The organism is Rathayibacter sp. AY1C6 (genome assembly GCF_002931535.1).
Lineage (GTDB): Bacteria > Actinomycetota > Actinomycetes > Actinomycetales > Microbacteriaceae > Rathayibacter.
In genome coordinates this window covers 1-20903 of the sequence record NZ_PSWC01000037.1, presented here as the reverse complement: position 1 = coordinate 20903, position 20903 = coordinate 1, and the positions used below count along the sequence as shown (strand labels likewise).

The window sequence follows — 20903 nt, the reverse complement described above, 5'->3', positions numbered from 1 at the left end:
CGTGCAGCACGTTCCAGGTCGCGAGGCGCACGTCGGCGAGGCGGTGGGCGCGCGGAGCGGCGGAGTCGTAGCCCCGCGCCCCCGCGCCACCGCGAACCGCTCGACGACCCCCGCCTCCGACCGCTTCCGCGACTTCATCGCGTCCGGCTGGGCCGAGCGGGAGGAGCCGCTGCCCGCTCCGCGCGAGCAGGCGTCCTTCGCCGCCTCCCGCCGCGAGCGCCTCTCCGCGCTGCACACCGGCGTGCGCATCGTCGTCCCGGCGGGCCGCCTCAAGCAGCGCGCGAACGACACCGACTACCCGTTCCGTGCGCACTCGGCCTTCACCTGGCTCACCGGCTGGGGCTCCGACTCCGAGCCCGGCGCGGTCCTCGTCCTCGAGCCCGCCGGGTCCGGCCACAGCGCGACGCTCTACTTCCGCGAGCGCGCGGGCCGCGACTCCGACGAGTTCTACGCCAACCCCGAGATCGGCGAGTTCTGGATCGGGCCGCGTCCGTCGCTCGCGCAGGTCGCGAGCGATCTCGGCCTCGCCACCCGCGGGATCGCCGAGCTCGACGCGGTCCTCGACGCGCACGACGGCGTCCCCCTCGCCGTGCTGCGCGAGGCCGACCCGGCGGTGACCGGCCGTCTCGACGCGGTCGAGGCCGACGAGCGGGCGGACCGCGACGCGGCGCTCGAGCGCGACATCGCCGAGCTCCGCCTGGTCAAGGACGCCTACGAGATCGCCGAGCTGCGCGCCGCCGTCGACGCGACGGGCCGCGGCTTCGAGGACGTCCTCTCCGACCTGCCGCGCATCATCGCCCACGAGAAGGGCGAGCGCCTGATCGAGGGCGTCTTCAACGGACGCGCGCGCGCCGACGGCAACGCGGTCGGCTACGACACCATCGCCGCAGCGGGCCCCCACGCCTGCATCCTGCACTGGACGCGCAACGACGGGCCGGTGCGCCCCGGCCAGCTGGTGCTGCTGGACGCCGGCGTCGAGCAGGACAGCTACTACACCGCCGACATCACGCGCACCTTCCCGGTGGACGGCCGCTACACGGACGCCCAGCGCCAGGTTCACGAGACGGTGCGGGAGGCGGCCGACGCCGCGTTCGCGATCGTCCGACCCGGCATCCGCTTCCGCGAGGTTCACGCCGCGGCGATGGCCGTCATCGCGCGGCGCACCGCCGAGTGGGGCCTGCTGCCGGTCAGCGCCGAGGAGGCGCTCGAGGCCGACAACCAGCAGCACCGCCGCTACATGGTCCACGGCACCAGCCACCACCTCGGGCTCGACGTGCACGACTGCGCCCGGGCACGGCGCGAGATGTACCTCGACGGACTGGTCGAGGAGGGCATGGTCTTCACGATCGAGCCCGGCCTCTACTTCCAGCCCGACGACCTCACGGTCCCGGAGGAGCTGCGCGGCATCGGCGTCCGGATCGAGGACGACGTGCTCGTCACCGCCGACGGCGCCGAGAACCTCTCGGCCGGCATCCCGCGCTCGGCCGACGACATCGAAGCGTGGATGGCCCGACTGGCCCGCTGAGCCCGGTCGCCCGCGGGGAGCCCCGGCCGCTCAGGCGGCGAGGGGCAGCGCGAACTCCCCGCGGGCGGCGGCGAGCGCCAGCCCGTCGAGCAGCGTCGCCAGCTGACCGGCGGGAGCGTCCGGGTCCTCGGGGTGCCACTGCACGCCGACGAGGGGGGCCGCGACGTGCTCGACGGCCTCGATCACGCCGTCCTCCGCCCGGGCGACGACCCGCAGCCCCGGAGCGAGCAGGTCGACCGCCTGGTGGTGCGCGCTCTGCACCGCGAGCGCCTCGGACCCGAAGAGCCCGCCGAGCACGGAGCCCGCCGCGAGCCCGACCTCGTGCCGGTGCATGCGCTGGTGAGCGGGGGCCGCCGCGTTGACGTGCTCCGCCTCCGGACCCAGGTCCTGCACCAGCGTGCCGCCGAGCGCGACGTTGACGATCTGCAGGCCGCGGCAGATGCCCAGCAGCGGGGTCCGGCGGGCGAGCGCCCGGTGCACCAGCGCGATCTGGGCGGCATCGGCGCGCTCCGCGTGGGGGCCCTCGGCCGGGTAGCCGCGGTCGGCGCCGTACTGCTCGGGAGCGATGTCCTCGCCGCCCGCGAGGACGAGGGCGTCCGCCCCCGCCGTGCGCGCCAGCAGCTCCTCCGTGCCCAGCTCCTCGGCGGCGAAGCGCTCCGCCCGCCAGCCGCGCTCGTGCGCGAGGGCGAGGATGCGGCCGTTCAGGATCTGCACGTAGGCGTGGTACTCCTCGCGGCCCGGTCGCACGCGGGCGACCTCGACGATGGCGAGTGAGCGGGTCATGACTCCATCCTGGGCACGCCGCCGCCGCCGGTCGAACCGCCGTGTCACGCGGTGTCACACTCCGGCCGTACGATCACGGAGTGACCTCGCCGAGCCCGTCCCTCCCGGAGCGCGTGCAGCAGGCGCGCTCCGAGGTCTCCGTCCTCGCCGGGACCACTCCCGAGCGCCGGGTCCGACCGCTGCGCGAGGCCGTCGAGCACGTCGCCGCCGGCGGCTCCCCCGATCCCGACGCCCTGCTCGACGCGGTCGACTCGCTGGTCGGGCTCGTGACCCGCGCCGAGGTGCAGCTGAGCGGCGTCGAGCGCTCCGTGCGGGACGACCTGGAGCGGGCCGCCACCCTCTCGGACCTGCGCACCTCGGCGCAGCTCGCCTCCGCCGCCGACGTGGCCGTCGCGTGCGCCGCGGCACGGTCGCTCCTCCTCGACGCCGACGACGCCCGGTCGGCCGGCGCCCGCCACGATCCGGCCGCGCTACTGGTCCTGCTGCTCGACGCCGACTCCGCTCTGGACGCCGTCGTCTCCGGGTACCGCGAGCCGCGGGCCCAGGCCGAGCGCCAGCTCCTCCTGTTCGAGGCGGCGCGCACCGCGGCCCGGCTCGGTGCCGAGTCGGTGCTGCTCCTGGCCGCCGTGCACGGCGAGCGCATCACCGCGGCACCCCGGATCCTCGCGGAGGAGACGCTCGGGCAGCTGGACACCGCGGTGCGCCGTGCGGCAGGCGATCCGGCCGGCGCTCTGGACGAGGCCCGCGCCGCCGCCGACCGCGCCCGCTCCGCGCTCGACGAGGCCCTGGTCGACCTCGACGGCGCACCCCCGTCGCTCCGCCCCGCGGCCGTTCCCGGAGGCCTGCCCGCGGCCTGAGCACGCAGGCACCCGGCACCGGCGCGCGTGCCATAGTGAGGGACATGGCCTCCTTCCTCGTCGTCCCCCAGTGGCAGGGCTCGGCGTCGACGCGCGCGATGCGCCTCGTCGACGGAGCCGAGGCGATCCGGGGCGATCTGCCCTCCTCCGCCACCACGACCCTCGACATCCCCGCCGAGGCGGGCGACGCCCAGGACACCGGCATCCGCCGCTACGCCTCGGTCGCCACCGTCGCCGAGCGGGTGCGCGAGGCCCTCTCGAGCCGCACCGGTCCCGTGATCACGATCGGCGGTGACTGCGGCGTCGAGTTCGCGGCGATCGGGCACGCCGTGCGCTCGGCACCGGGCCCGGTCGCGCTGGTCTGGCTCGACGCCCACCCGGACGCGCACACTCCCGAGTCCTCCCCCAGCGGCGCCTTCTGCGGCATGGTCCTCTCGGCCGCGCTGGGACGCGGCGTCGGCCTCCTGAGCGCGGGCGCCGAGGAGCGGGTGGCCGACGAGCGCGTCGTCCTCGGAGGTGTCCGCTCCGCCGACGACGGCGAGCTCGAGCGGCTGGTCGAGCGGGGCGCCGCGGTGCTGCCCGCGGACGCCCTCGACCCGGAGTCGCTCGTCGCGGCGGTCGAGGCGACCGGTGCCGCCTCCGTCTACGTGCACCTCGATCTGGACGTGCTCGACCCCGCCGATCTCGCCGGGCTGTTCGACCCGGTGCCCTTCGGCGTTCCCGCCTCGCGCCTCGTCGCGAGCCTCGACGCCCTCCGGTCCCGCTTCCCGCTCGCGGGCGCCGGCGTCACCTCGTTCGCCCCGTCGTCGCCGACCGCGGCCGAGGACGACCTGCCCACGATCCTCCGCCTCCTCGGCGCTCTGTCCCGCGGGGCCTGAGAGAGCCCTGCCATCGGCGCGCAAGCCCGAGCGCGTGTCGGCGGCACCCGGCAAGATGGTCGGACGCGACCGAGCGGAGGAACGATGAGCGACGAGAGACCGCGCGTGCGCACCGAGCGGCGCGGGACCGTGCTCGCGATCGTGCTGGACCGGCCCGAGAAGCGCAACGCCGCCGATCTGCGGCTGCTCGCGGAGCTGGCGTCCGCGTACGGCGAGCTCGACCGCGACCCGGATCTGCGCGCCGGCGTCGTCCTCGCCGAGGGCGGGCACTTCACGGCCGGGCTCGACCTCGCCGACATCGGGCCCCGCCTGGGCTCCGACGGCCTCGACTTCGTGCCCGAGGGCGGTCTCGACCCCTGGGGCCTGCGCACCCGCCCCGTGAGCAAGCCGGTGGTCATCGGCCTCCAGGGCACCTGCCTCACGCTCGGCATCGAGCTCGCGCTCGCGAGCGATGTCGTCCTCGCCGAGCGGTCCACCCGCTTCGGCCAGATCGAGGTCGCCCGCGGCATCCTGCCCTTCGGCGGAGCGACGCTGCGCTTCCCCCGCGCCGTCGGCTGGGGCGACGCGATGCGCTGGATCCTCACCGGCGACCTCTTCGACGCCGAGGAGGCCCACCGCATCGGCCTCGTGCAGCAGGTCGTCCCCGACGGGACGGTCGCCGAGGCGGCCTGGGCGCTGGCCGCCCGGATCGCCGCGCAGGCGCCGCTCGCCGTGCAGGCCGCCCTGGCCAGTGCCCGGCTCGCGGTCGCCGCGTCCGACGCCGAGGCCGCGGCCGCGCTCCCCGGGGCGCTCGCGCGTCTCGCGGCGTCCGAGGATGCGCGCATCGGCACCGAGGCCTTCCTCCAGCGCACGACGGCGGAGTTCACCGGACGATGAGCGACGAGAGCACCACCGTCACGGCGCCCGGCGGCTCCTCCCTCGAGGCGCAGCAGGAGCGCGCCGCGCAGCAGCTCGAGATCCGGCTCCGCTACGGCGACCAGGTGTGGGAGCTGCGCGAGGTCGACCACTTCGCCGTCTTCTCCCGCCGCAGCACCGCACGACGGGCCGGGCGCGTCCTCGTGGCCTCCGGCTTCCAGATCGCGATCTCGCGGCTGAGGCTGAGGCAGGTCCTCGTCGCGAGCCACCACGCCGCGGTCGACGAGGAGTCGACCACCGCGTTCCTCCGCCAGGTGATCGAGGCGGTCGAGAGCCACGGCGGCCGCTACGACGGCTGGCGGGCCGAGATCGTGCCGGCGCATTGAGCGCCGGGCACCCACCGACGACGGGGCTCGACGCCTCCGAGAACCCCAGGGAGACAGCATGAGCAGCACGACGGACGAGTTCGACGTCATCGTCATCGGAGCAGGGCCGGTGGGCGAGAACCTCGCGGACCGCGCGGTCCAGGGCGGCCTCACCGCGGCCGTCGTCGAGAGCGAGCTCGTCGGGGGCGAGTGCTCCTACTGGGCGTGCATGCCCTCGAAGGCGCTGCTGCGGCCGCCGATGGCGCTCCGCGCCGCCCGTGATCTCCCCGGCGCGGCGCAGACGGTGAGCGGAGGAGTCGACGTGCCCGCGCTCCTGGCCCGCCGCGACTCCTTCACCAGCCACTTCGACGACCACGGCCAGGTGCAGTGGCTCGAGGGCGCCGGCATCGAGCTCGTCCGCGGGCACGGCCGCCTCAGCGGCGAGCGCGAGGTCACAGTGACCGGACCCGACGGCGAGGTGCGCGTGCTCCGCGCCCGCTCCGCCGTCGCCGTCGCGACCGGCACCACCGCCGTCGTCCCCGACATCCCTGGCCTGCGCGCGGCATCCCCCTGGACGAGCCGCGAGGCCACCTCGGCCGAGGAGGTGCCGCCGCGCCTCGTCGTCATCGGCGGCGGAGTCGTCGCGACCGAGATGGCGACCGCCTACGCCGGCATGGGCTCCTCCGTCACGCTCGTCGCCCGCAGCGGACTCCTCACGCCGTTCGAGCCCTTCGCCGGCGAGCTCGTCGGCTCGGCGCTCCAGGAGCTCGGCGTCGACCTGCGCCTCGGCGACTCGCCCGTCTCGGTCGAGCGCCGGTCCGACGGCACCGTGGCGGTGACGCTCGAGGGCGGCGACGTCATCGAGGCCGACCAGGTGCTCGCCGCGACCGGCCGCGCCCCGCACACCCGCGACGTCGGCCTCGAGACGGTGGGCCTCGAGCCCGGCTCCTCGCTGACGGTCGACGACACGATGCTCGTGCTGGGCGGCGACGGTGCTCCCCTCGGCGGCGGGCGTCCGTGGCTCTACGGGGTCGGCGACGTGAACCACCGCGCACTGCTCACGCACCAGGGCAAGTACCAGGCCCGTGCGGCCGGCGACGTGATCGTCGCGCGCGCCACCGGTGCCGAGGTCCACGACGCCCCCTGGGGAGCGCACGTCGCGACCGCCGACCACGAGGCCGTGCCGCAGGTCGTCTTCACCGACCCCGAGGTCGCGTCGGTCGGCCTCACCGCCGCGGCCGCCGAGAAGGCCGGATACCGCACCCGCGTCGTCGACTACGAGATCGGCTCGGTCGCCGGCGCCGCCCTCGCCGCCGACGGCTACACGGGCACCGCGAGGATGGTCGTGGACGAGGACCGGAAGGTCGTCCTCGGCGTCACCTTCGTCGGCAAGGAGGTCGGAGAGCTGATCCACTCCGCGACGATCGCCGTCGTCGGCGAGGTGCCGCTCTCGCGCCTCTGGCACGCGGTCCCCTCCTATCCGACGATCAGCGAGGTCTGGCTGCGGCTGCTCGAGACCTACGGACGCGACAGCGCGTGAGCGCGCTCCGTCGAGCCGTCGCGACGGTGGCCCTGGATCCGGCGATCACCCGGCCGGGCTACCTCTTCGCGTGCGCGGTCGGACTCGCCTGGGGCGCGCTGTGGAGCACGGGCCCGATCCGGCGCAGCCACGGCCTCGTCGTCTTCACCGGTCTGCCCTCCTGGGCGTTCGGCCGCGGAGGGTCCTGCGTCGGCACGAGCTACCTCACGGGCACCAACGTCTCCGACAGCGTCCTCGAGCACGAGGCCGTGCACAAGGAGCAGTGGCGGCTCTACGGGATGTGGTTCCCGTTCGCGTACACGGTGGCGGGTCGCGATCCGCTGCGCAATCGATTCGAGATCGAAGCCGGTCTCGAGAAGGGCGGATATCTCCGTGGTCACTGACATGACGGGGCGCGTCGTCGTCCTCACCGGAGCCAGTTCCGGCATCGGCCGGGTCGCGGCGGGAGCGCTGGCGTCCGCCGGTGCCCGCGTGGCCGTGGTCGGGCGGAACCCCGAGCGCACCCGCGCGGTCGCCGCCGACGTGGGAGGCGACGCGTTCCTGGCCGACTTCGACCGGCTCGACGACGTCCGCGCCCTGGCCGACGGCCTCCTCGAGCGCTACGAGCGGATCGACGTGCTGGCGAACAACGCGGGCGGGCTCGTCTCCCACCGCGCCGAGACGGTCGACGGCCACGAGCGGACGATCCAGAGCAACCATCTCGCGCCGTTCCTGCTCACGCGGCTCCTGCTCCCGCGGATGATCGAGACCTCGAGGGAGCGGGCCGGCGTCCGCGTCGTCTCCACGGCGAGCCTCGCGAACCGCTTCGGTCGCCTGAGGCTCGACGACCTCGACAACCGCCGGGGTCCGTGGCTCGGCGGCTGGCGGGCGTACGGCACGTCGAAGCTGGTGACGATCCTCTTCATCCGCGAGCTGGCGGAGCGCCTGCTGACGACGTCGGTCGACGCGTACTCGTTCCACCCGGGCGTCGTCTCGACGAGCTTCGGTGCCGACAGCACGATGATGAAGCTGATGACGAGCCTCTCGGTCGGCTCCTTCGGGATCTCCGCCGAGGCGGGTGCGGTGCCGCTGATCACCCTCGCCTCCGAGCCCGACGTCGGTGCCGCCAGCGGCACCTACTTCGACCAGCTGACGCCGCACGGCTCCCTGAACCCCCAGGCCCGCGACCGCGCTCTCGCCCACGACCTCTGGACCCTCTCCAGCCGCCTCGTGGGCGTCTCTCCCACCCTGTAGCCCGCTGCCGCTCCCCGCCGCCGCCGACTCGGCGCGGGGCGGCGCGGAGCACCCGGCGCGCTCGCCGGGAGGATCTCGACACGCCCTCTCCGAGGGCTGCCCGATCAGCAGGTCTGCGCGCGGTCGTCGGGCTCGGTCTGTGCCCGCGAGCTGCTCGATCAGCCGCGAAATCGGTCGGGCGTGGATCTCGAAACTCCCTCTCCGAGGGCTACCCGATGAGCATGTCCGGGCGCGGTCGCCCGACTCGCCAGGCACCCGAGAACCGCTCGATCACGCGCGAAGTCCGTCGGAGTGGATCTCGAGACGCCCCCTGCGAGATCCACTCGATCAGCATCGTCCTCCGCGGTCGCGCCCCTGGCGCGCCGTCCCCGCGGCCGCGCCCCCGGCGCGCCGTCCCCCGCGGCCACCCCCTCGGCGCGCCGTCCCCCGCGGCCGCGCCCCCGGCGCGCTGTCCCCCGCGGTCGCGCCCCCGGCGCGCCGCACCCCTACGAGCAGCGCCCGGAGCGTCGCAGGGCGTCGTTCTGCAAGGCGGAGGAGGAAGCGATACCGGCGGTATCGCGCCCGACGACAACGCCGCAGAACGTCGCCCTGCGGCGCTCCGGGTCAGTTGGACTCTTGGCGGCCGAGGCGCCAGTACCCCATGAACGCCACCCGCTTCCGGTCGAGTCCGAGCTCGGTGACGAGGCAGCGGCGGATCAGCTTCACGGCGCCGGCTTCTCCGGCGATCCAGGCGTAGAGGCCGGGGTCGGTGCTCTCGTCGGGGACCTCCCAGAGCATCTCGTGGTCGACGTCGATGTCGCTGACGTCCACGCCGCGGTGGTGGGCGGTGAGGAAGCGGGTGGCCCAGGCGCGGACCGCGTCGCCGAGGGCCGCTCCGGGGGCTGCCGCGTGGGCGCGGACGATCCAGGTGACGTGGACGCCGGCGGGGTGGCGGAGCGGGAGGCGGTCGTGGGCGGTGGGGACCTCGAGGAACGCGGCTCCGGTGGCGTCGTCGTCGAGGCTCTCGAGGATCGCGGCGATGGCGGGGACGGCCGTCTCGTCGCCGGCGAGGAGGAGGGAGGTGGCGGCGCCGGGGTGGAACTCGACTCCGCCGCCGGGGAGGTCGGAGCGCGTGTCGGGCGCGATGATGACGATCTGGTCGCCGGCGCGGGCGCTCTCGACCCAGGCGGAGGCCGGTCCGGTGTCGCCGTGGGCGGCGAAGTCGATGTCGACCTCGGCGCCCTCGGGGCGGACGGCGCGGATGGTGTAGGTGCGGAGCGGGTTCCGGAGCTCGTCGGGGAGCTGTCGCCAGCGGCCGTACCAGTCGGGGTCGAGTCCGTCGGGTCCGTCGGGGTCAGAGACGGAGGCGAGGAAGGCGGGGGCGTCGGAGGCTGCGGTGGGGACGACGAGCTTGATGCGCTGGTCGGGGCCGGTGCAGCCGACGTGGTCGAGGCCGGTGCCGGTGAGGGTCACGCGGATGAAGTGCGGGGCGATCCGGGTCGCTGCGGCGACGGTCGCGAGGTACGGCCGGTAGGCCGGTCGGGCGGGGGCGGCGGTCGTCGGAGGCATCACCTCAGTCTCGCACAGAAGGTAAGCCTTGCCTAACACTCAGCCGGGACGCCCGGCGGACGGTCAGCGCGCGGCGTGCTCGGCGGAGGTGCGCAGGCGCGCCTCGACGTCGGCGGCGAGCTCGGCGACGACGGGGCCGGCCCCGCCGATCCAGGCGCAGAAGTCGTGGCGGCCGTCGGCCCACGGGTAGTCACCGTCGACGACCGACATCTCGCCGACCCAGGCCCGGACCGCGCGGTCGAGTGCGACTCCGCGGGAGCAGCGCTCACCGGTGCCGGGGGCGCCCGAGCGCTCGGAGCGGCCGAGCCAGGTGACGCAGACCCGTCCGGGGGCGGCGAGCGGCGGCAGTCCGCGCGCGTCGTCGACCTCGACGAAGACCTGGCCGCGGGCGTTCGCGGGGAGGGCGTCGAGGATGCTCTGGATCCACGGCACGACGGTCTCGTCGCCCGCGATCAGGAACTGCTTCACGTCGACCGGCGCGGAGCCGTCGCGGTCCTCGAACATGCACATCGTGTTCGAGTATAGGCAAGGCTTACCTCAGTGACCAGAGCCGGACCTGACCATCCGCCGTGCGGCCGCGCCCGGACCCGTCACCGCTGCGGCCTCCCCCGTCACCACTGCGGCGGGTGCCGCCTCTGCCAGCGCGCCCGCCGCTCGAGCTGTGCGCCGATCGCCAGCAGCGTCGCCTCGCCGCCGGGTCGCCCGATCAGCTGGACTCCCATCGGCAGGCCCTCCTCCGTGGTGCTCAGCGGAAGGGTGATCGCGGGGAGGCCGCTCACGTTCACGAAGGACGTGTACGGCGTGTAGAGGCACTGCTGCTCGAAATTGCGCTCGGGATCCTCGAGGTCGTACCAGCCGACGGGGCGCGGCGTCATCGCCAGCGACGGCGTCAGGACCGCGTCGACGCCGGAGAACGCCGCGATCACCGCGCGCTCGTAGCCCGAGAGCCAGGACGCCGCCTCGACGATCTCGCGGGCGGAGCGCCGGCGGCCCTCCTCCACCAGCCAGCGGGTCAGCGGCTCCAGCAGATCGAGGTCCGCGCCCTCGACGGGCAGGGTCGCCGCGCCGCTCTGCCACAGCGTCCGGAACGCGGCGGGGTACGCGGCGCTCGGGGGGAGCGACGCCTCCTCGAGCCCGTGGCCGAGGGCGGCCAGCGCGGCGATCCCCTCGTCCAGCGCGGCGCGCGCCTCCGGAGCGAGAGCGATCTCGTACTCCTCGTCCCAGGGCGAGTCCGTGAGCACGCCGATCTGGAAGCGCCCCTCTCCGCGCACCGCGGCGCCGAGGAACGAGCCGTCGCCGTCGCCGGGCGCGCCGAGCGACCAGCGCTGCGGGAGGCGGCCGTTCGTCCGCTCCAGCATGCCCTCGAGCAGGAGGCCCGCGTCGGCGACCGAGCGGGTGATCGGCCCGGCGACCGTCAGGCCGCCGACCCCGCCGATGCCGGAGAGCGCGGCGACGCGTCCGCGGGAGGGCTTCAGTCCTACCAGGCCGCAGGCCGCGGCGGGGATGCGGATGGACCCGCCGCCGTCCGAGGCGGGGGCGAACGGCAGCAGTCCCGCGGCGACGGCGACCGCCGCTCCTCCGCTGGATCCGCCGGCCCCGAGGCGGGTGTCCCAGGGCGTGACGGCGGGCGGGCCGATCAGCGTCTCGGTGTAGGAGGGCATCCCGAACTCGGGCGCCGCGGTCTTGCCGAGGCTGACCGCTCCCGCCGCGTCGAGCACCTCGACGATCTCGTCGGAGACGGTGGGCACGTGGTGCTCGCGCAGCCGCGATCCGAATGCGGTCCGCACGCCCGCGCGCCGCCAGAGGTCCTTGTCGCCGCTCGGCAGGCCCCAGAGCGGAGCGGTGCCGGGCCCGGTGCCGAGCGATGACGCCCGCTCCCGCGCCCGATCGGCGGTCACCGTGGCGAAGGCGCCCAGCTCCCCGTTCCAGCGCTCGATCCGGGCGAGGTAGTGATCGGCGAGCTCGAGAGGCGTGACCTCTCCGCGCTGCAGCCAGTCCCACTGCTCCTGGGCGCTGAGGTGGTGGAGTTCGAACATGGAACGACCCTATTCCGCCGCTCCGGGGAGCCGGCGGAACAGGGTCGTGGGGGTCAGGCCGCGCGGCGGCCGCTCTCGCTCGCCTCGTCGATGCCCCTCCGGGCGCCGTCGGGCACCACGGTGTCGCGGTCGATGCGGGCGCCGGTCGCGATCACGGCCGAGCGTCCGATGCGGGAGTAGCTCCCGATCCGCGCCCCCGGTCCGATGATCGCCTCGGGCCCGACGTGCACGTTCGCGCCGATGAAGGCGCTGTGCCCGATCATGGCGTCGCGGTCGACCCAGCTGCCCGCGCCGATCCAGGCGCGCTCGCCCACGGTCGCGCCAGGCTCCACGTAGGCGCCGGTCTCCACGTACGCGGTCGCCGAGACGCGCGATCCGGGAGCGACCATGCCGCGTCCGTTCGCGTGGCGGCGGTAGACGATCTCGTCGTCACTGCCGCGCGCCCCTCGACCCTTGTTCATCCCTGTTCCTGCCATCTGCCTCTGGCTCCTCCGAGCTGTCCGGTGGGCGGGGCGCCGAGCCCCGTCCCGTCATCGCTAGACAACAGCGGCGAGCGCCCGCGCATTCCCCGTTCGGGGGGCGCTGGCGCGGGGTGGAGGCGGGGCGGCGGGCGGGTCGGCGGGCGGAGCGGAGAGCGGGCGTCGGAGCGGACCCGCGCGGGCGTCCCCGGAGCGTCACTCCACCGCGTCGGCGACCGCGGTCACGACCGCGCGGAACCGGTCCGGCGCCTCGCGGATCCGCCGCCGGAGGAGGACCCCGGCGAGCGCCGACGAGGCGGGTGCGGCGACCAGCTCGCACTCGACCCGGGCCCCCTCCTCGTCCGCCAGGACCCGCCACTGCTCGACGCCGAGCACGGGGAGCCGGCGCTCGAGCCCGCTCCCCCGCCGCTCGTAGGCGCCGTCGGCGGCGAGGACGTCCGCGAGGGCGGCGAGCACCGGGGCGGGGTCGGCGTGGAGGACGGAGGCGAGGGCGAGGAGGCTGCGCACGGCGGCAGTCTCGCACGCCCCCGCGTCAGGAGCGGGCGTCGAGGACGCGCCGGAGCCAGTCGAACGACGCCTTGGGCACGCGGTCCCGGCTGCGCGTGTCGACGGCCACGAGCCCGTGCGGGCGGCTGTAGCCGTGCTGCCACTCGAACGCGTCGACCAGGGTCCAGAGCTGCACGGCCTCCACCGGCAGTCCGTCGTGGACGGCCTCGGCGAGAGCGGCCAGGTGCGCCCCGAGCCAGCGGATCCGCTCCGTGTCGACGATCGCACCCTCGCGATCGGGCTCGTCGGGGTAGCTCGCGCCGAGCGCGGTCACCACCAGCGGCGGCAGGGCGTCGCCGTAGCGCTCCACGAGGGACCGCAGCACCGAGACCACCGCCCAGGGTGCGACCGGCGAGCCGTCGCCCGTGCGGTCCAGCTCCGGCCAGGGCGCCGTGTGGAAGGGGAGCGCGGGAGGAGCGCCCACCCCGGTCGGCAGCGCCGGGTCGCGGCCCGCCACGATCCGCAGCGGCGGCAGCGGCGCGACCGCGTAGAAGTCGAGCGGAGCCGAGATGCGCGCGAGGTCGACCGGATCCGCCTGCGCGAGGGCGCCGAGGAACGGCGGCAGCTCCTCCGGTCCGACCGGGAAGGACCCGGTCAGCACGGCGTCGGCCACCAGGCGGTTCCGCAGGACGTCCGCCAGGGAGGCGAAGGCGCGGTCCCGGTCGTCGTCGGAGGCGGGCTCGACGGGCGCGAGCGCGTCGACCAGGCCGATCCTCCCAGACACCTCCGCCGCCCGCAGCGCCTCCAGCGCCACACCGTGCCCGAGGAGCTGGTGGTGCAGCGCCGGCAGGGCGCTGAACAGCCGGCCGGCGCCCGGCGCCTGCCGCGCGAGCGCGTAGCCCTCGAGCATCACCGTCGACGGCTGGTCGAGGGTGATCCAGTCGGCGACCCGGTCGCCGAACCGCCCGCCGAGCTCGAAGGCGAGATCGCCGAAGCGGAACGCGGTGTCGCGGTTCATCCAGCCGCCGCTGAGCGCCGACGGGGTGTCGCGGTGGTGCAGGGTCAGCGCGACCCGGATCCCCGTCTCGGCGAGCCCGTCGAGCAGGCGGTCGTAGAAGCCGAGCCCTCCGCGGTCGATCGGCCCGCGGCCGTCGGGATGCAGCCGAGGCCACGAGACCGAGAGCCGGAGCTCGTCGACGCCGAGATCGACCATCAGCGCGAGGTCCTCGCGCCAGCGCAGGAGGAAGTCCGTCGCGATCTCGGGAGTGGCCTCCTCGGCGATCGTCCCCCGTCGCAGCGCGAAGTCGTCCCACACCGACCGGCCCCGGCCGCCCGCCTCGAGGGAGCCCTCCGTCTGGAAGGCGCTCTGCGCCAGTCCGATGCGCAGGCCCGGCGGCAGGAGCCCGCCCAGCTCGCGCGGATCGTCGAAGCGCGCGGCCTCGACGCGCACCTCCCGCCGATCGCGCCCGCGGGCCTCGTCTTCGCGCATTCCACTGTCCTCCGGATCTGATCGACGGGTATATTCTCGCGGAAGCGCTCTCCCGGATCTCCCCGACTCCCCCGACCGGCCGAGACGCCTCCTCCGGATGGTGTACATCCGGGAACAGTGGTGCGGCGCGCTTGACAGCTCCCCACTGCCCCCGTGCAATGGACGCATCGTGAAATCGGGCGTCGACGTGGCAGTACCGGGGGGTTCACCGGTCGTGCCGGTGCCCCGACTCCGCCGATCCCCGCGGCGCACGGCCGCCCTGCTGCTGGTGCTCCTCGCGGCCGTCGCCTCCGTCTCCGGGCTGGCCGCTCCGGCCGCGCAGGCCGCAGCTCTCGCGATCACCGCTCCCGCCTCCGGCGCGGTCCTCAGCACGGGAGCGACGACGGTCACCGGCACCGCGACGGCCGGGGACCAGGTGCAGATCGGGCTCCGCGGCGGCGGCGACCCCCTCTGCATCACCACCGCGGGCCCCGACGGCGGCTGGAGCTGCGCCGTCTCCCTCGACGACGGCCCGGCGACCCTGGTCGCGGTGGAGCTCCTCGCCGGCGGCGGGACCACCTCGGCCGCCGTCCCGATCGCCGTCCTCAGCGCCCCCGTCATCGAGTCGGTCGACGGCTCGGCGACCTCCGCGGGCTCGGTCCGCGGCACGGCCTACCCCGGCGCGAGCGTCGCCGCGGTCTCGAACGGCGGCGCCGCGTGCCTGGCCACCGCCGACTCCGGCGGCGCATGGTTCTGCCAGCTCGCCCCCACTCCGGCGCCGGGCAGCTACCGCGTCACCGCGACGCAGACCGCCTCCTTCGCCGGCAGCGCCGCCTCGCCGGCCAGCGCGCCGGTGACCCTCGTGGTCGACACCGCTGCTCCTGCCGCCCCCGCCCTCACCTCGCCGTCGAACGGCGCCGCCCTGCCGCTCAGCGGCGCGTCCTACTCCGGGACGGGCGTGGACGGCACTCGCGCCTACGTGTACGTGGACCGGGTCAACACCTGCGACGCGGCGGTCAGCGGAGGCGCCTGGAGCTGCACCGGCGGCACGATCACGGCGGGCGCGCACCGGGTCTCCGCCATCGCCGGCGACAGCGCCGGCAACTACAGCCCGCCGAGCCCCTGGATCGACGTGACCTTCGCGGCGGCGACGACCGCTCCCACCGGCACGCCCAGCGCGACGACGCCGGCCGCCCCCGGAGCCGCGCCCAGCGCGCCCGGGGCCGCCGCGTCTCCCGCTCCGAGCAGCGCGGCGCCGACCGCGTCTCCGTCGCCCGTCCGCCCCGGAGAGGCCGCGCCCGCGCCCGAGGACGAGCCGACCGCCGAGCCCACCGCAGCACCGGTCCCGGCTCCCGACCAGGACGGCGGTGACGTGCCGCCGCAGCCCGCCCCCGACGCCGGATCCGAGCCGGGCGGCTGGAGCGCGGCGACCGGGATGACCACCGCGCTGTCAGCCGGATCGCCCGTCGTCTCGATGGCCGACTGGATGCGCTCCCTCGCCCTCGCTCTGCTCTCGCTCGCCCTGGTCGTCGTGCCGGCCCGCCTCGCCGCGGCCGGGCGCGCGCCCCGTGCCGAACGCAGCTGGCACCTCACGGGCCGCAACCGCGCCGCCGTCGAGTACGACGACAAGCCGGACACCGGTCCCGCCTCGCCGCGCCTGATGGTCGTCGGGATGATCGGCTGCGCAGCCGGCCTCGTCCTGCTCTCGGGACGCGTCGACGGCCAGCCCGCCTACCTGCGCCTGCTGATCGCCGTCATCGTGGCCGTCGCCGTGGTCAACGCGGTCGCCGCCGCCGTCCCCGCGCTGGTCGGCCGACGGATCGGCGTCAGCGGGATCGGCGTCGTCGCCGCTCCGCGCGCGCTGCTCCTGGTCGCGGCGGCCGCTCTCGTCTCGCGCTTCGCGGGACTGGACCCGGCGCTCCTCTTCGGCGTGGTGATCGGCCTCGTCCTCCCCGAGGGCGCATCCGCCGTCGACCGGGCGAAGCTCTCCACCGTCCGCGTCGTCTCGCTGCTGGGCCTCGCCGGACTCGCCTGGGGCGCCTCCGCCGTGGTCCCGCCCGACGGCTCGTTCGGCTCCGTGCTCGCCGCGGAGGTGCTCAGCGCGACCACGCTGATCTCGGTCGGCTCGAGCGTGGTGCTGCTGTTCCCGGTCGGGCGCCCCGCCGGCCGCAGCATCCTGCGCTGGTCCCCGCTGCTCTGGCTCGGGCTCACGCTCCTCGCGACGACCGTGCTGTTCGTGCTGCTCACCCCGACCATCGCGTCCTGGTCGACCGACGGCGGAGCGGGTCCGGTGCTCTTCGCCGTCGTCGCCTTCAGCGCGGTGTGCACGTCGATCTGGGCCTGGCGGCGCTTCGTCGAGTCGGAGTAGCCGGCCTCGGCCGCCCGCTCAGCCGATCGAGACGGGCCGGTCGAGGTCGTCGCCCGGCAGCACGTCGGCCACGGCGCCGACCGTCAGCTCGCGCAGCGTCGCGATGCCGCCGTAGACGCCGAGGAACGCGGTGTCGGCCGCGTCGCGTCCCGTCGCGATCCGCACGAGACTCGACCGCGGCGCGAGCGTCGTCGCGTCGACCGCCCGCCACTCCCCCTCGATCCAGGCCTCCGCGACCGCGTGGAAGTCCATCGGCTGCAGTCCCGGGGCGTACACGGCCGCCAGTCGGGCGGGCACGTCCAGCGCACGGAGGAGGGCGACGACGAGGTGCGCGAAGTCGCGGCAGACGCCGCGGCGGGCGAGCAGCGTCCGCTCGGCCCCGTCCGTCGGAAGGCTCGAGCCGGGGACGTACGCCAGCCGCGTGCCGACCCAGGAGCTCACCGCGTGCAGGAGGTCCGCCCCGGCGAGGCCGGCGAATTCGGCCCGGGCCGTCGCCCACAGCACGTCCGACTCGGCGTAGCGGCTCGGCCGCAGGTACCGCAGCCGGTCCACCTCGTCGCCCTCGAGCGGATCGAGGCGTCCTAGGACGCGCGCGGAGTAGTCCACGACGAGGTGCCCGACCGGCGCGTCGAGCACGTGCAGCCGGGTGCCGTGCTGGTCGATCACCTCGCGAGCGGCGAGCGGGCGGCCGTCGACGGTGAGCGTCAGCGACTCCTCCGCCCCGTACGCGTCGGCCACCGCGATCGAGAGGACGAGGGCGGCCGGAGCCGCGACGTCGAGGGTCAGGTGGGCCGAGACGTCGCGCTGCATGGGGCTCTTCTCCGGGGCGTGGCGGGTGGGGGTCAGGCGCCCTGCTCGCCCTTCGGCGGCGGGGTGGGGGCGGCGTCCGGCTCCTGCACGAGCTGCAGCCCGCCGGACGAGTTCGCCGAGACGGTCAGCAGGTCGATCCAGGTGCGGTTGATCGAGGGGACCCGTCCGCCGAAGTACTTGAAGTAAAGGGGCACGGAGGGGTCGAGCCAGATGCTCGAGCGGCCGTCGCCGACCGCGGGGTCGTCCCGCCAGGAGAAGAAGAAGCTCTCGCGGCGGCGCAGCTTGTTGGCGATGACGATCTGGACGTGCGTGAGCGTGCGGTCGTCGAACTCGATCTCGACTCCCGAGGCTCCGTAGAGCAGCTTCCCCATGGGGGCCTCCCGGCCGCCCGTCGCCGGGCGGTGCATGACGGTGCCCGCGGGCACGAGAAGCGGGACCGTTCCGGCGCCCGCCGTGGACCGGGCGGCTCGCATCCGGACGCGGGCGCCCGGGCTCGGAACCGCCCGGTGACGACTCTAGGCGAGGCGGCGCGGGCGCGCGGGATCCTCGTCCGATTCCCGAACACCGGGCTCCTCCGGCCGGAAGGACGACCGGTCCGGAGGCGCGCCCGGCGCCCTGCCGGATCCGGGCGAGACGCGCCGGGGCGCTGCCGCGCGCATGTCGGAGGTCGGACATACGGTACCCGCATGATCGAATGCGCACTCTGCGGAACCGACGCCGTCGTCCTCGACCGCTCCGGCGGCCGCGACACCGAGGAGGAGCTCGTCGTGCTCTGCGCCGACTGCACCCCGGGCGAGATCACCCAGGCCCTCGAGGCCGGGCTGCTCGAGCCCGCTCGACGCAGCGCGCACGCCCGCGCCGCCTAGAGAGCGGCACGTCGGACGGAGTGCCCCCACTGGGACTCGAACCCAGACTGAGACGATTTTAAGTCGTCTGCCTCTGCCGATTGGGCTATGGGGGCGACCACCGGGAGGAGCGACCCTCCCGGCGGCGGTGTCAGGACTTGGCGGGCTCGCCGCCGACCGGGACCGGAGCACCGGCCTGGCCGGGGATCTGCGCCGGGGCCTGCGCGGCCGGAGCCTCGGCGGCCGGGGCCGCCGGACGCGGACGCGACGCGTAGGTCTCGAAGGAGCCGCGGGGGTACTCGCGGGCCTCGATCGAGGCGATGTCGCGGCCGAGCCAGAGGTTGTTCCACCAGCCCCAGACCACGCGGAACTTGCGCTCCCACGAGGGCATGGCGAGACCGTGGTAGCCGCGGTGCATCACCCAGGCGGGGAAGCCCTTCACGGCGATCTTGCCGGACTGGAACACGCCGATGCCGATGCCCAGGCCCGCTACCGCGCCGAGGTTCTTGTGCACGTAGTCGACCGGCTCCTCGCCGCGGAGCACCGCGGTGATGTTCTTGGCCATGAGCTTGCCCTGGCGGACGGCGTGCTGGGCGTTCGGCACGCAGAAGCCGCCGACGCCGCCGCCGGTGAGGTCGGGGACGGCCGTCGCGTCGCCGGCGCCCCAGGCGCCCTCGACGAGCACGTCGTCGTGGCCGACGCGGAGGTCGGCGCGCACGCGCAGGCGGCCGCGCTCCTCGATGGGCAGGTCGGAGTTCTTGATCGACGGGTTCGCCATGACGCCCGCGGTCCAGATGATGAGGTCCGACTCGAAGCTCTCGCCCGTCGACATCTGGATGACGCCGTTCTCGGCCGACTTGAGCTGCGTGTCGAGGTGCACGGTGGCGCCGCGCTGGTCGAGGTTCTTCAGCACCCAGTGGCTCGTCTCGAGGGCGACCTCGGGCATGATCCGGCCCATCGCCTCGATGAGGTGGAACTGCGTCTCCTCGAAGTCGATCTCGGGGTAGCGCTTGAGCAGCGCGCTCGCGAAGGAGCGCAGCTCGGCGAAGACCTCGATGCCCGCGAACCCGCCGCCGACGACCGTGACGGTCAGCAGGCGCGAGCGCTCGGGGCCGGCGGGGAGCGACGCGGCCTTGTCGAAGTTCGTGAGCATGCGGTCGCGGATCGCGGTCGCCTCCTCGATCGTCTTCAGGCCGATCGCGTTGTCGGCGACGCCCGGGATCGGGAAGGTGCGCGAGACGGAGCCGGCGGTGACGACGATCTGGTCGTACTCGAACTCGTAGGGCTCGCCCACGGTCGGGGTGATCGTCGCGGTGCGGTTCGCGTGGTCGATCTTCGTCACCTTGGCGGCGAGGATCGCGGTCTTCTTGAGGTGGCGGCGGAGCGAGACGATCGCGTGGCGCGGCTCGATCGACCCCGCGGCGACCTCGGGGAGGAAGGGCAGGTACGCCATGTAGGGCAGCGGGTCGACGATCGTGACCTCTGCCTCGTGCGGGCGGAGCTGCTTCTCGAGCTTCCACGCGGTGTAGAAGCCGGCGTAGCCGCCTCCGACGATCAGGATTCTGGGCACGGTTGACTCTCCAAGAGGGATGGACAATGCGAACACCCTCACGCAATGCGAAGTGCCCGCTCTCGATGCGGTGGGCAGCACTGACCCCGACTGGGAATCAGCTTAGCGAAGAGCGCGCCGGTGGTGGCGCCTCCGTGGCTCCGGTAGGAGCGGCTACGCGTCGAGCGGCCTGCAGGCGCAGCGCTCGGGAGACCAGTCGGCGCGGGCCAGGGCCAGATCGCCGATCGGATTGACGCCGAGGCCCGCCGCGAGGGCGTGCGCGGCGAGGGCGTGGAGGCACTTCACCCGCGAGGGCATGCCCCCGGAGGAGATGCCCGCGATCTCGGGGACGGAGCCGACGCTCTCGCGGTCGGCCAGGAACGCCCGGTGCGCAGCGGCGTACGCCTCGCGCAGCTCCTCGTCCTCGGCGAGCATCGCGTTGTACTCGACCATGACCTGGGTGGCCTCGAGCTGCGAGATCGCGGCCGTCGCGGCGGGGTGGGTCAGGTAGTAGAAGGTGGGGAACGGCGTGCCGTCGGACAGGCGGGGGCTCGTGGAGACCACCGTCGGGTCGCCGCAGACGCAGCGTGCGCTGATCCCGACGACGTCCCGGGCGGGACGGCCCAGCTGGGCGGAGACGACCGCGATGTCGCGCTCGGACGGCGGATCGAAGGGGGGCGTGGTCACGGGGGCTCCAGAGGACGGACGGCCGGGAGGACGCTCCAGTGTACGCGGGGCCGGGCGGGAGCGACGGGTAGGGCGGGAGCTACGGAGTCGGTGTCAGCTCATCGGCGGTCGGCTCGCCGAGGCCCGAGACCGCGATCGAGGACAGCAGGGAGCCGGCCCAGTCGCTCGGGGTCTCCTGCACCGTGTCGCTCGCGGGCTGCTGCGCCTGCTGGGCGAGCGTCACGTCGTCGAGCACGAGGTAGCTCACCTCGCCGGGCATCACGAAGTACAGCCGCTCGCGGGCCTGCGCGCGGATGAACGCCGGGTCGGACCAGCGGGTACGCTGCTCGTCGAGGTTCTGCGCCTGGGTCTTGGCCGCGTCGACCGAGCGCTGCAGCTCGGCGATCTCGGCGCGCTGCTCGACGAAGTTCTTGATGCTCGGGGCGAGCACGACCACCGCGAGGATCATGATCCCCATCACCAGCAGCGTGAAGCCGGAGCCGCGGACGCCGGCGATCCACGCGGACGAGGGCGGAGCAGCGGCTCGACGTCGACCGGGTCCCGCTGCTGCCGGCAGCCCTGCGGCGCGCAGCCGCGTCCCGCGCACTCCCC

22 protein-coding genes and 1 tRNA gene are annotated in these 20903 nt (G+C 74.9%); 10 read left to right on the top strand and 13 right to left on the bottom strand.

What is annotated here, in order from left to right:
- The first annotated feature begins 43 nt into the window (after positions 1–43).
- The gene (locus tag C5D36_RS15945) at positions 44–1525 is read left to right on the top strand and encodes an aminopeptidase P family protein (RefSeq protein ID WP_258062969.1); all 1482 of its coding nucleotides are present in this window, start codon (positions 44–46) and stop codon (positions 1523–1525) included.
- A 30-nt stretch (positions 1526–1555) separates the two neighbouring features.
- On the opposite strand, the gene C5D36_RS15940 is transcribed toward C5D36_RS15945, so the two are convergent.
- A complete protein-coding gene (locus C5D36_RS15940; protein WP_104225036.1) occupies positions 1556–2308 on the bottom strand; it encodes a gamma-glutamyl-gamma-aminobutyrate hydrolase family protein in 753 nt (250 codons plus the stop codon).
- A gap of 80 nt (positions 2309–2388) precedes the next feature.
- Between C5D36_RS15940 and C5D36_RS15935 the strand changes: the two genes are divergently transcribed.
- The 7 genes from C5D36_RS15935 to C5D36_RS15905 all read left to right on the top strand — a co-directional run bounded on the left by C5D36_RS15935 (position 2389) and on the right by C5D36_RS15905 (position 8036).
- The gene (locus C5D36_RS15935) at positions 2389–3165 is read left to right on the top strand and encodes a hypothetical protein (protein ID WP_104225035.1); all 777 of its coding nucleotides are present in this window, start codon (positions 2389–2391) and stop codon (positions 3163–3165) included.
- A 44-nt stretch (positions 3166–3209) separates the two neighbouring features.
- The gene (locus tag C5D36_RS15930; protein WP_104296241.1) at positions 3210–4043 is read left to right on the top strand and encodes an arginase family protein; all 834 of its coding nucleotides are present in this window, start codon (positions 3210–3212) and stop codon (positions 4041–4043) included.
- Between the two features lie 84 nt (positions 4044–4127).
- On the top strand, positions 4128–4919 hold the full coding sequence (locus C5D36_RS15925; protein WP_104296240.1) for a crotonase/enoyl-CoA hydratase family protein: 792 nt from the start codon (positions 4128–4130) through the stop codon (positions 4917–4919).
- Positions 4916–5284: a ribonuclease E inhibitor RraB gene (locus C5D36_RS15920; protein WP_104225032.1), complete on the top strand. Its 369-nt coding sequence runs from the start codon at positions 4916–4918 to the stop codon at positions 5282–5284. Before C5D36_RS15925 ends, C5D36_RS15920 begins: the two co-directional genes overlap by 4 nt.
- 58 nt (positions 5285–5342) lie before the next feature.
- Entirely contained in the window at positions 5343–6803 is a 1461-nt protein-coding gene (locus tag C5D36_RS15915) for an NAD(P)/FAD-dependent oxidoreductase (RefSeq protein WP_104296239.1), read from the top strand.
- On the top strand, positions 6800–7186 hold the full coding sequence (locus C5D36_RS15910) for a Fe-S oxidoreductase (protein WP_104227423.1): 387 nt from the start codon (positions 6800–6802) through the stop codon (positions 7184–7186). Before C5D36_RS15915 ends, C5D36_RS15910 begins: the two co-directional genes overlap by 4 nt.
- Entirely contained in the window at positions 7176–8036 is an 861-nt protein-coding gene (locus tag C5D36_RS15905; RefSeq protein ID WP_244230659.1) for an SDR family NAD(P)-dependent oxidoreductase, read from the top strand. Before C5D36_RS15910 ends, C5D36_RS15905 begins: the two co-directional genes overlap by 11 nt.
- Positions 8037–8639: 603 nt before the next feature.
- On the opposite strand, the gene C5D36_RS15900 is transcribed toward C5D36_RS15905, so the two are convergent.
- The 6 genes from C5D36_RS15900 to C5D36_RS15875 form a co-directional block, all read right to left on the bottom strand.
- Positions 8640–9584, bottom strand: coding sequence for a siderophore-interacting protein (locus C5D36_RS15900; RefSeq protein ID WP_104296238.1), 945 nt, complete (start codon positions 9582–9584; stop codon positions 8640–8642).
- 63 nt (positions 9585–9647) lie between these two features.
- On the bottom strand, positions 9648–10094 hold the full coding sequence (locus tag C5D36_RS15895) for an SIP domain-containing protein (RefSeq protein ID WP_104227425.1): 447 nt from the start codon (positions 10092–10094) through the stop codon (positions 9648–9650).
- Positions 10095–10195: 101 nt separating this feature from the next.
- Complete coding sequence (locus C5D36_RS15890; protein WP_104296237.1) at positions 10196–11620, bottom strand: amidase; 1425 nt, start codon at positions 11618–11620, stop codon at positions 10196–10198.
- A gap of 53 nt (positions 11621–11673) precedes the next feature.
- Entirely contained in the window at positions 11674–12096 is a 423-nt protein-coding gene (locus C5D36_RS15885; protein WP_104250107.1) for a transferase, read from the bottom strand.
- 198 nt (positions 12097–12294) lie between these two features.
- Positions 12295–12606: a hypothetical protein gene (locus tag C5D36_RS15880; RefSeq protein WP_104227427.1), complete on the bottom strand. Its 312-nt coding sequence runs from the start codon at positions 12604–12606 to the stop codon at positions 12295–12297.
- Positions 12607–12631: 25 nt separating this feature from the next.
- Positions 12632–14074: a glycoside hydrolase family 1 protein gene (locus C5D36_RS15875; RefSeq protein WP_181072930.1), complete on the bottom strand. Its 1443-nt coding sequence runs from the start codon at positions 14072–14074 to the stop codon at positions 12632–12634.
- Between the two features lie 220 nt (positions 14075–14294).
- Here C5D36_RS15875 and C5D36_RS15870 point away from each other — a divergent pair, with 220 nt between their 5' ends.
- A complete protein-coding gene (locus C5D36_RS15870; RefSeq protein ID WP_181072928.1) occupies positions 14295–16421 on the top strand; it encodes a hypothetical protein in 2127 nt (708 codons plus the stop codon).
- An 18-nt stretch (positions 16422–16439) separates the two neighbouring features.
- On the opposite strand, the gene C5D36_RS15865 is transcribed toward C5D36_RS15870, so the two are convergent.
- Complete coding sequence (locus C5D36_RS15865; RefSeq protein ID WP_104234572.1) at positions 16440–17231, bottom strand: transglutaminase family protein; 792 nt, start codon at positions 17229–17231, stop codon at positions 16440–16442.
- Positions 17232–17263: 32 nt separating this feature from the next.
- Positions 17264–17602 carry an ATP-dependent DNA ligase gene (locus C5D36_RS15860; protein WP_068211888.1) on the bottom strand — a complete coding sequence of 113 codons (339 nt, stop codon included), beginning with the start codon at positions 17600–17602 and terminating at the stop codon, positions 17264–17266.
- A gap of 315 nt (positions 17603–17917) precedes the next feature.
- Between C5D36_RS15860 and C5D36_RS15855 the strand changes: the two genes are divergently transcribed.
- On the top strand, positions 17918–18097 hold the full coding sequence (locus tag C5D36_RS15855) for a hypothetical protein (RefSeq protein ID WP_104225020.1): 180 nt from the start codon (positions 17918–17920) through the stop codon (positions 18095–18097).
- A 21-nt stretch (positions 18098–18118) separates the two neighbouring features.
- On the opposite strand, the gene C5D36_RS15850 is transcribed toward C5D36_RS15855, so the two are convergent.
- From C5D36_RS15850 to C5D36_RS15835, 4 genes are all read right to left on the bottom strand, one after another.
- Positions 18119–18192: transfer RNA gene (locus tag C5D36_RS15850), tRNA-Leu, on the bottom strand.
- 35 nt (positions 18193–18227) lie between these two features.
- A complete protein-coding gene (locus tag C5D36_RS15845) occupies positions 18228–19646 on the bottom strand; it encodes an NAD(P)/FAD-dependent oxidoreductase (protein ID WP_104296234.1) in 1419 nt (472 codons plus the stop codon).
- 153 nt (positions 19647–19799) lie between these two features.
- Positions 19800–20312, bottom strand: coding sequence for a DUF501 domain-containing protein (locus C5D36_RS15840; protein ID WP_104296233.1), 513 nt, complete (start codon positions 20310–20312; stop codon positions 19800–19802).
- Between the two features lie 79 nt (positions 20313–20391).
- Positions 20392–20903, bottom strand: a 512-nt coding sequence (locus C5D36_RS15835; RefSeq protein ID WP_308471297.1) for a septum formation initiator family protein, incomplete at its 5' end; no start/stop codon positions are given.

Excerpts from the sequence above, each read along its gene's own strand:
- C5D36_RS15890 (WP_104296237.1), bottom strand. The coding sequence starts at position 11,620 with ATGTTCGAACTCCACCACCTCAGCGCCCAGGAGCAGTGGGACTGGCTG.
- C5D36_RS15920 (WP_104225032.1), top strand. The coding sequence starts at position 4,916 with ATGAGCGACGAGAGCACCACCGTCACGGCGCCCGGCGGCTCCTCCCTC.
- C5D36_RS15925 (WP_104296240.1), top strand. The coding sequence starts at position 4,128 with ATGAGCGACGAGAGACCGCGCGTGCGCACCGAGCGGCGCGGGACCGTG.
- C5D36_RS15865 (WP_104234572.1), bottom strand. The coding sequence starts at position 17,231 with ATGCAGCGCGACGTCTCGGCCCACCTGACCCTCGACGTCGCGGCTCCG.
- C5D36_RS15860 (WP_068211888.1), bottom strand. The coding sequence starts at position 17,602 with ATGGGGAAGCTGCTCTACGGAGCCTCGGGAGTCGAGATCGAGTTCGAC.
- C5D36_RS15885 (WP_104250107.1), bottom strand. The coding sequence starts at position 12,096 with ATGGCAGGAACAGGGATGAACAAGGGTCGAGGGGCGCGCGGCAGTGAC.
- C5D36_RS15855 (WP_104225020.1), top strand. The coding sequence starts at position 17,918 with ATGATCGAATGCGCACTCTGCGGAACCGACGCCGTCGTCCTCGACCGC.
- C5D36_RS15875 (WP_181072930.1), bottom strand. The coding sequence starts at position 14,074 with ATGCGCGAAGACGAGGCCCGCGGGCGCGATCGGCGGGAGGTGCGCGTC.
- C5D36_RS15915 (WP_104296239.1), top strand. The coding sequence starts at position 5,343 with ATGAGCAGCACGACGGACGAGTTCGACGTCATCGTCATCGGAGCAGGG.
- C5D36_RS15930 (WP_104296241.1), top strand. The coding sequence starts at position 3,210 with ATGGCCTCCTTCCTCGTCGTCCCCCAGTGGCAGGGCTCGGCGTCGACG.
- C5D36_RS15900 (WP_104296238.1), bottom strand. The coding sequence starts at position 9,584 with ATGCCTCCGACGACCGCCGCCCCCGCCCGACCGGCCTACCGGCCGTAC.
- C5D36_RS15895 (WP_104227425.1), bottom strand. The coding sequence starts at position 10,094 with ATGTGCATGTTCGAGGACCGCGACGGCTCCGCGCCGGTCGACGTGAAG.
- C5D36_RS15940 (WP_104225036.1), bottom strand. The coding sequence starts at position 2,308 with ATGACCCGCTCACTCGCCATCGTCGAGGTCGCCCGCGTGCGACCGGGC.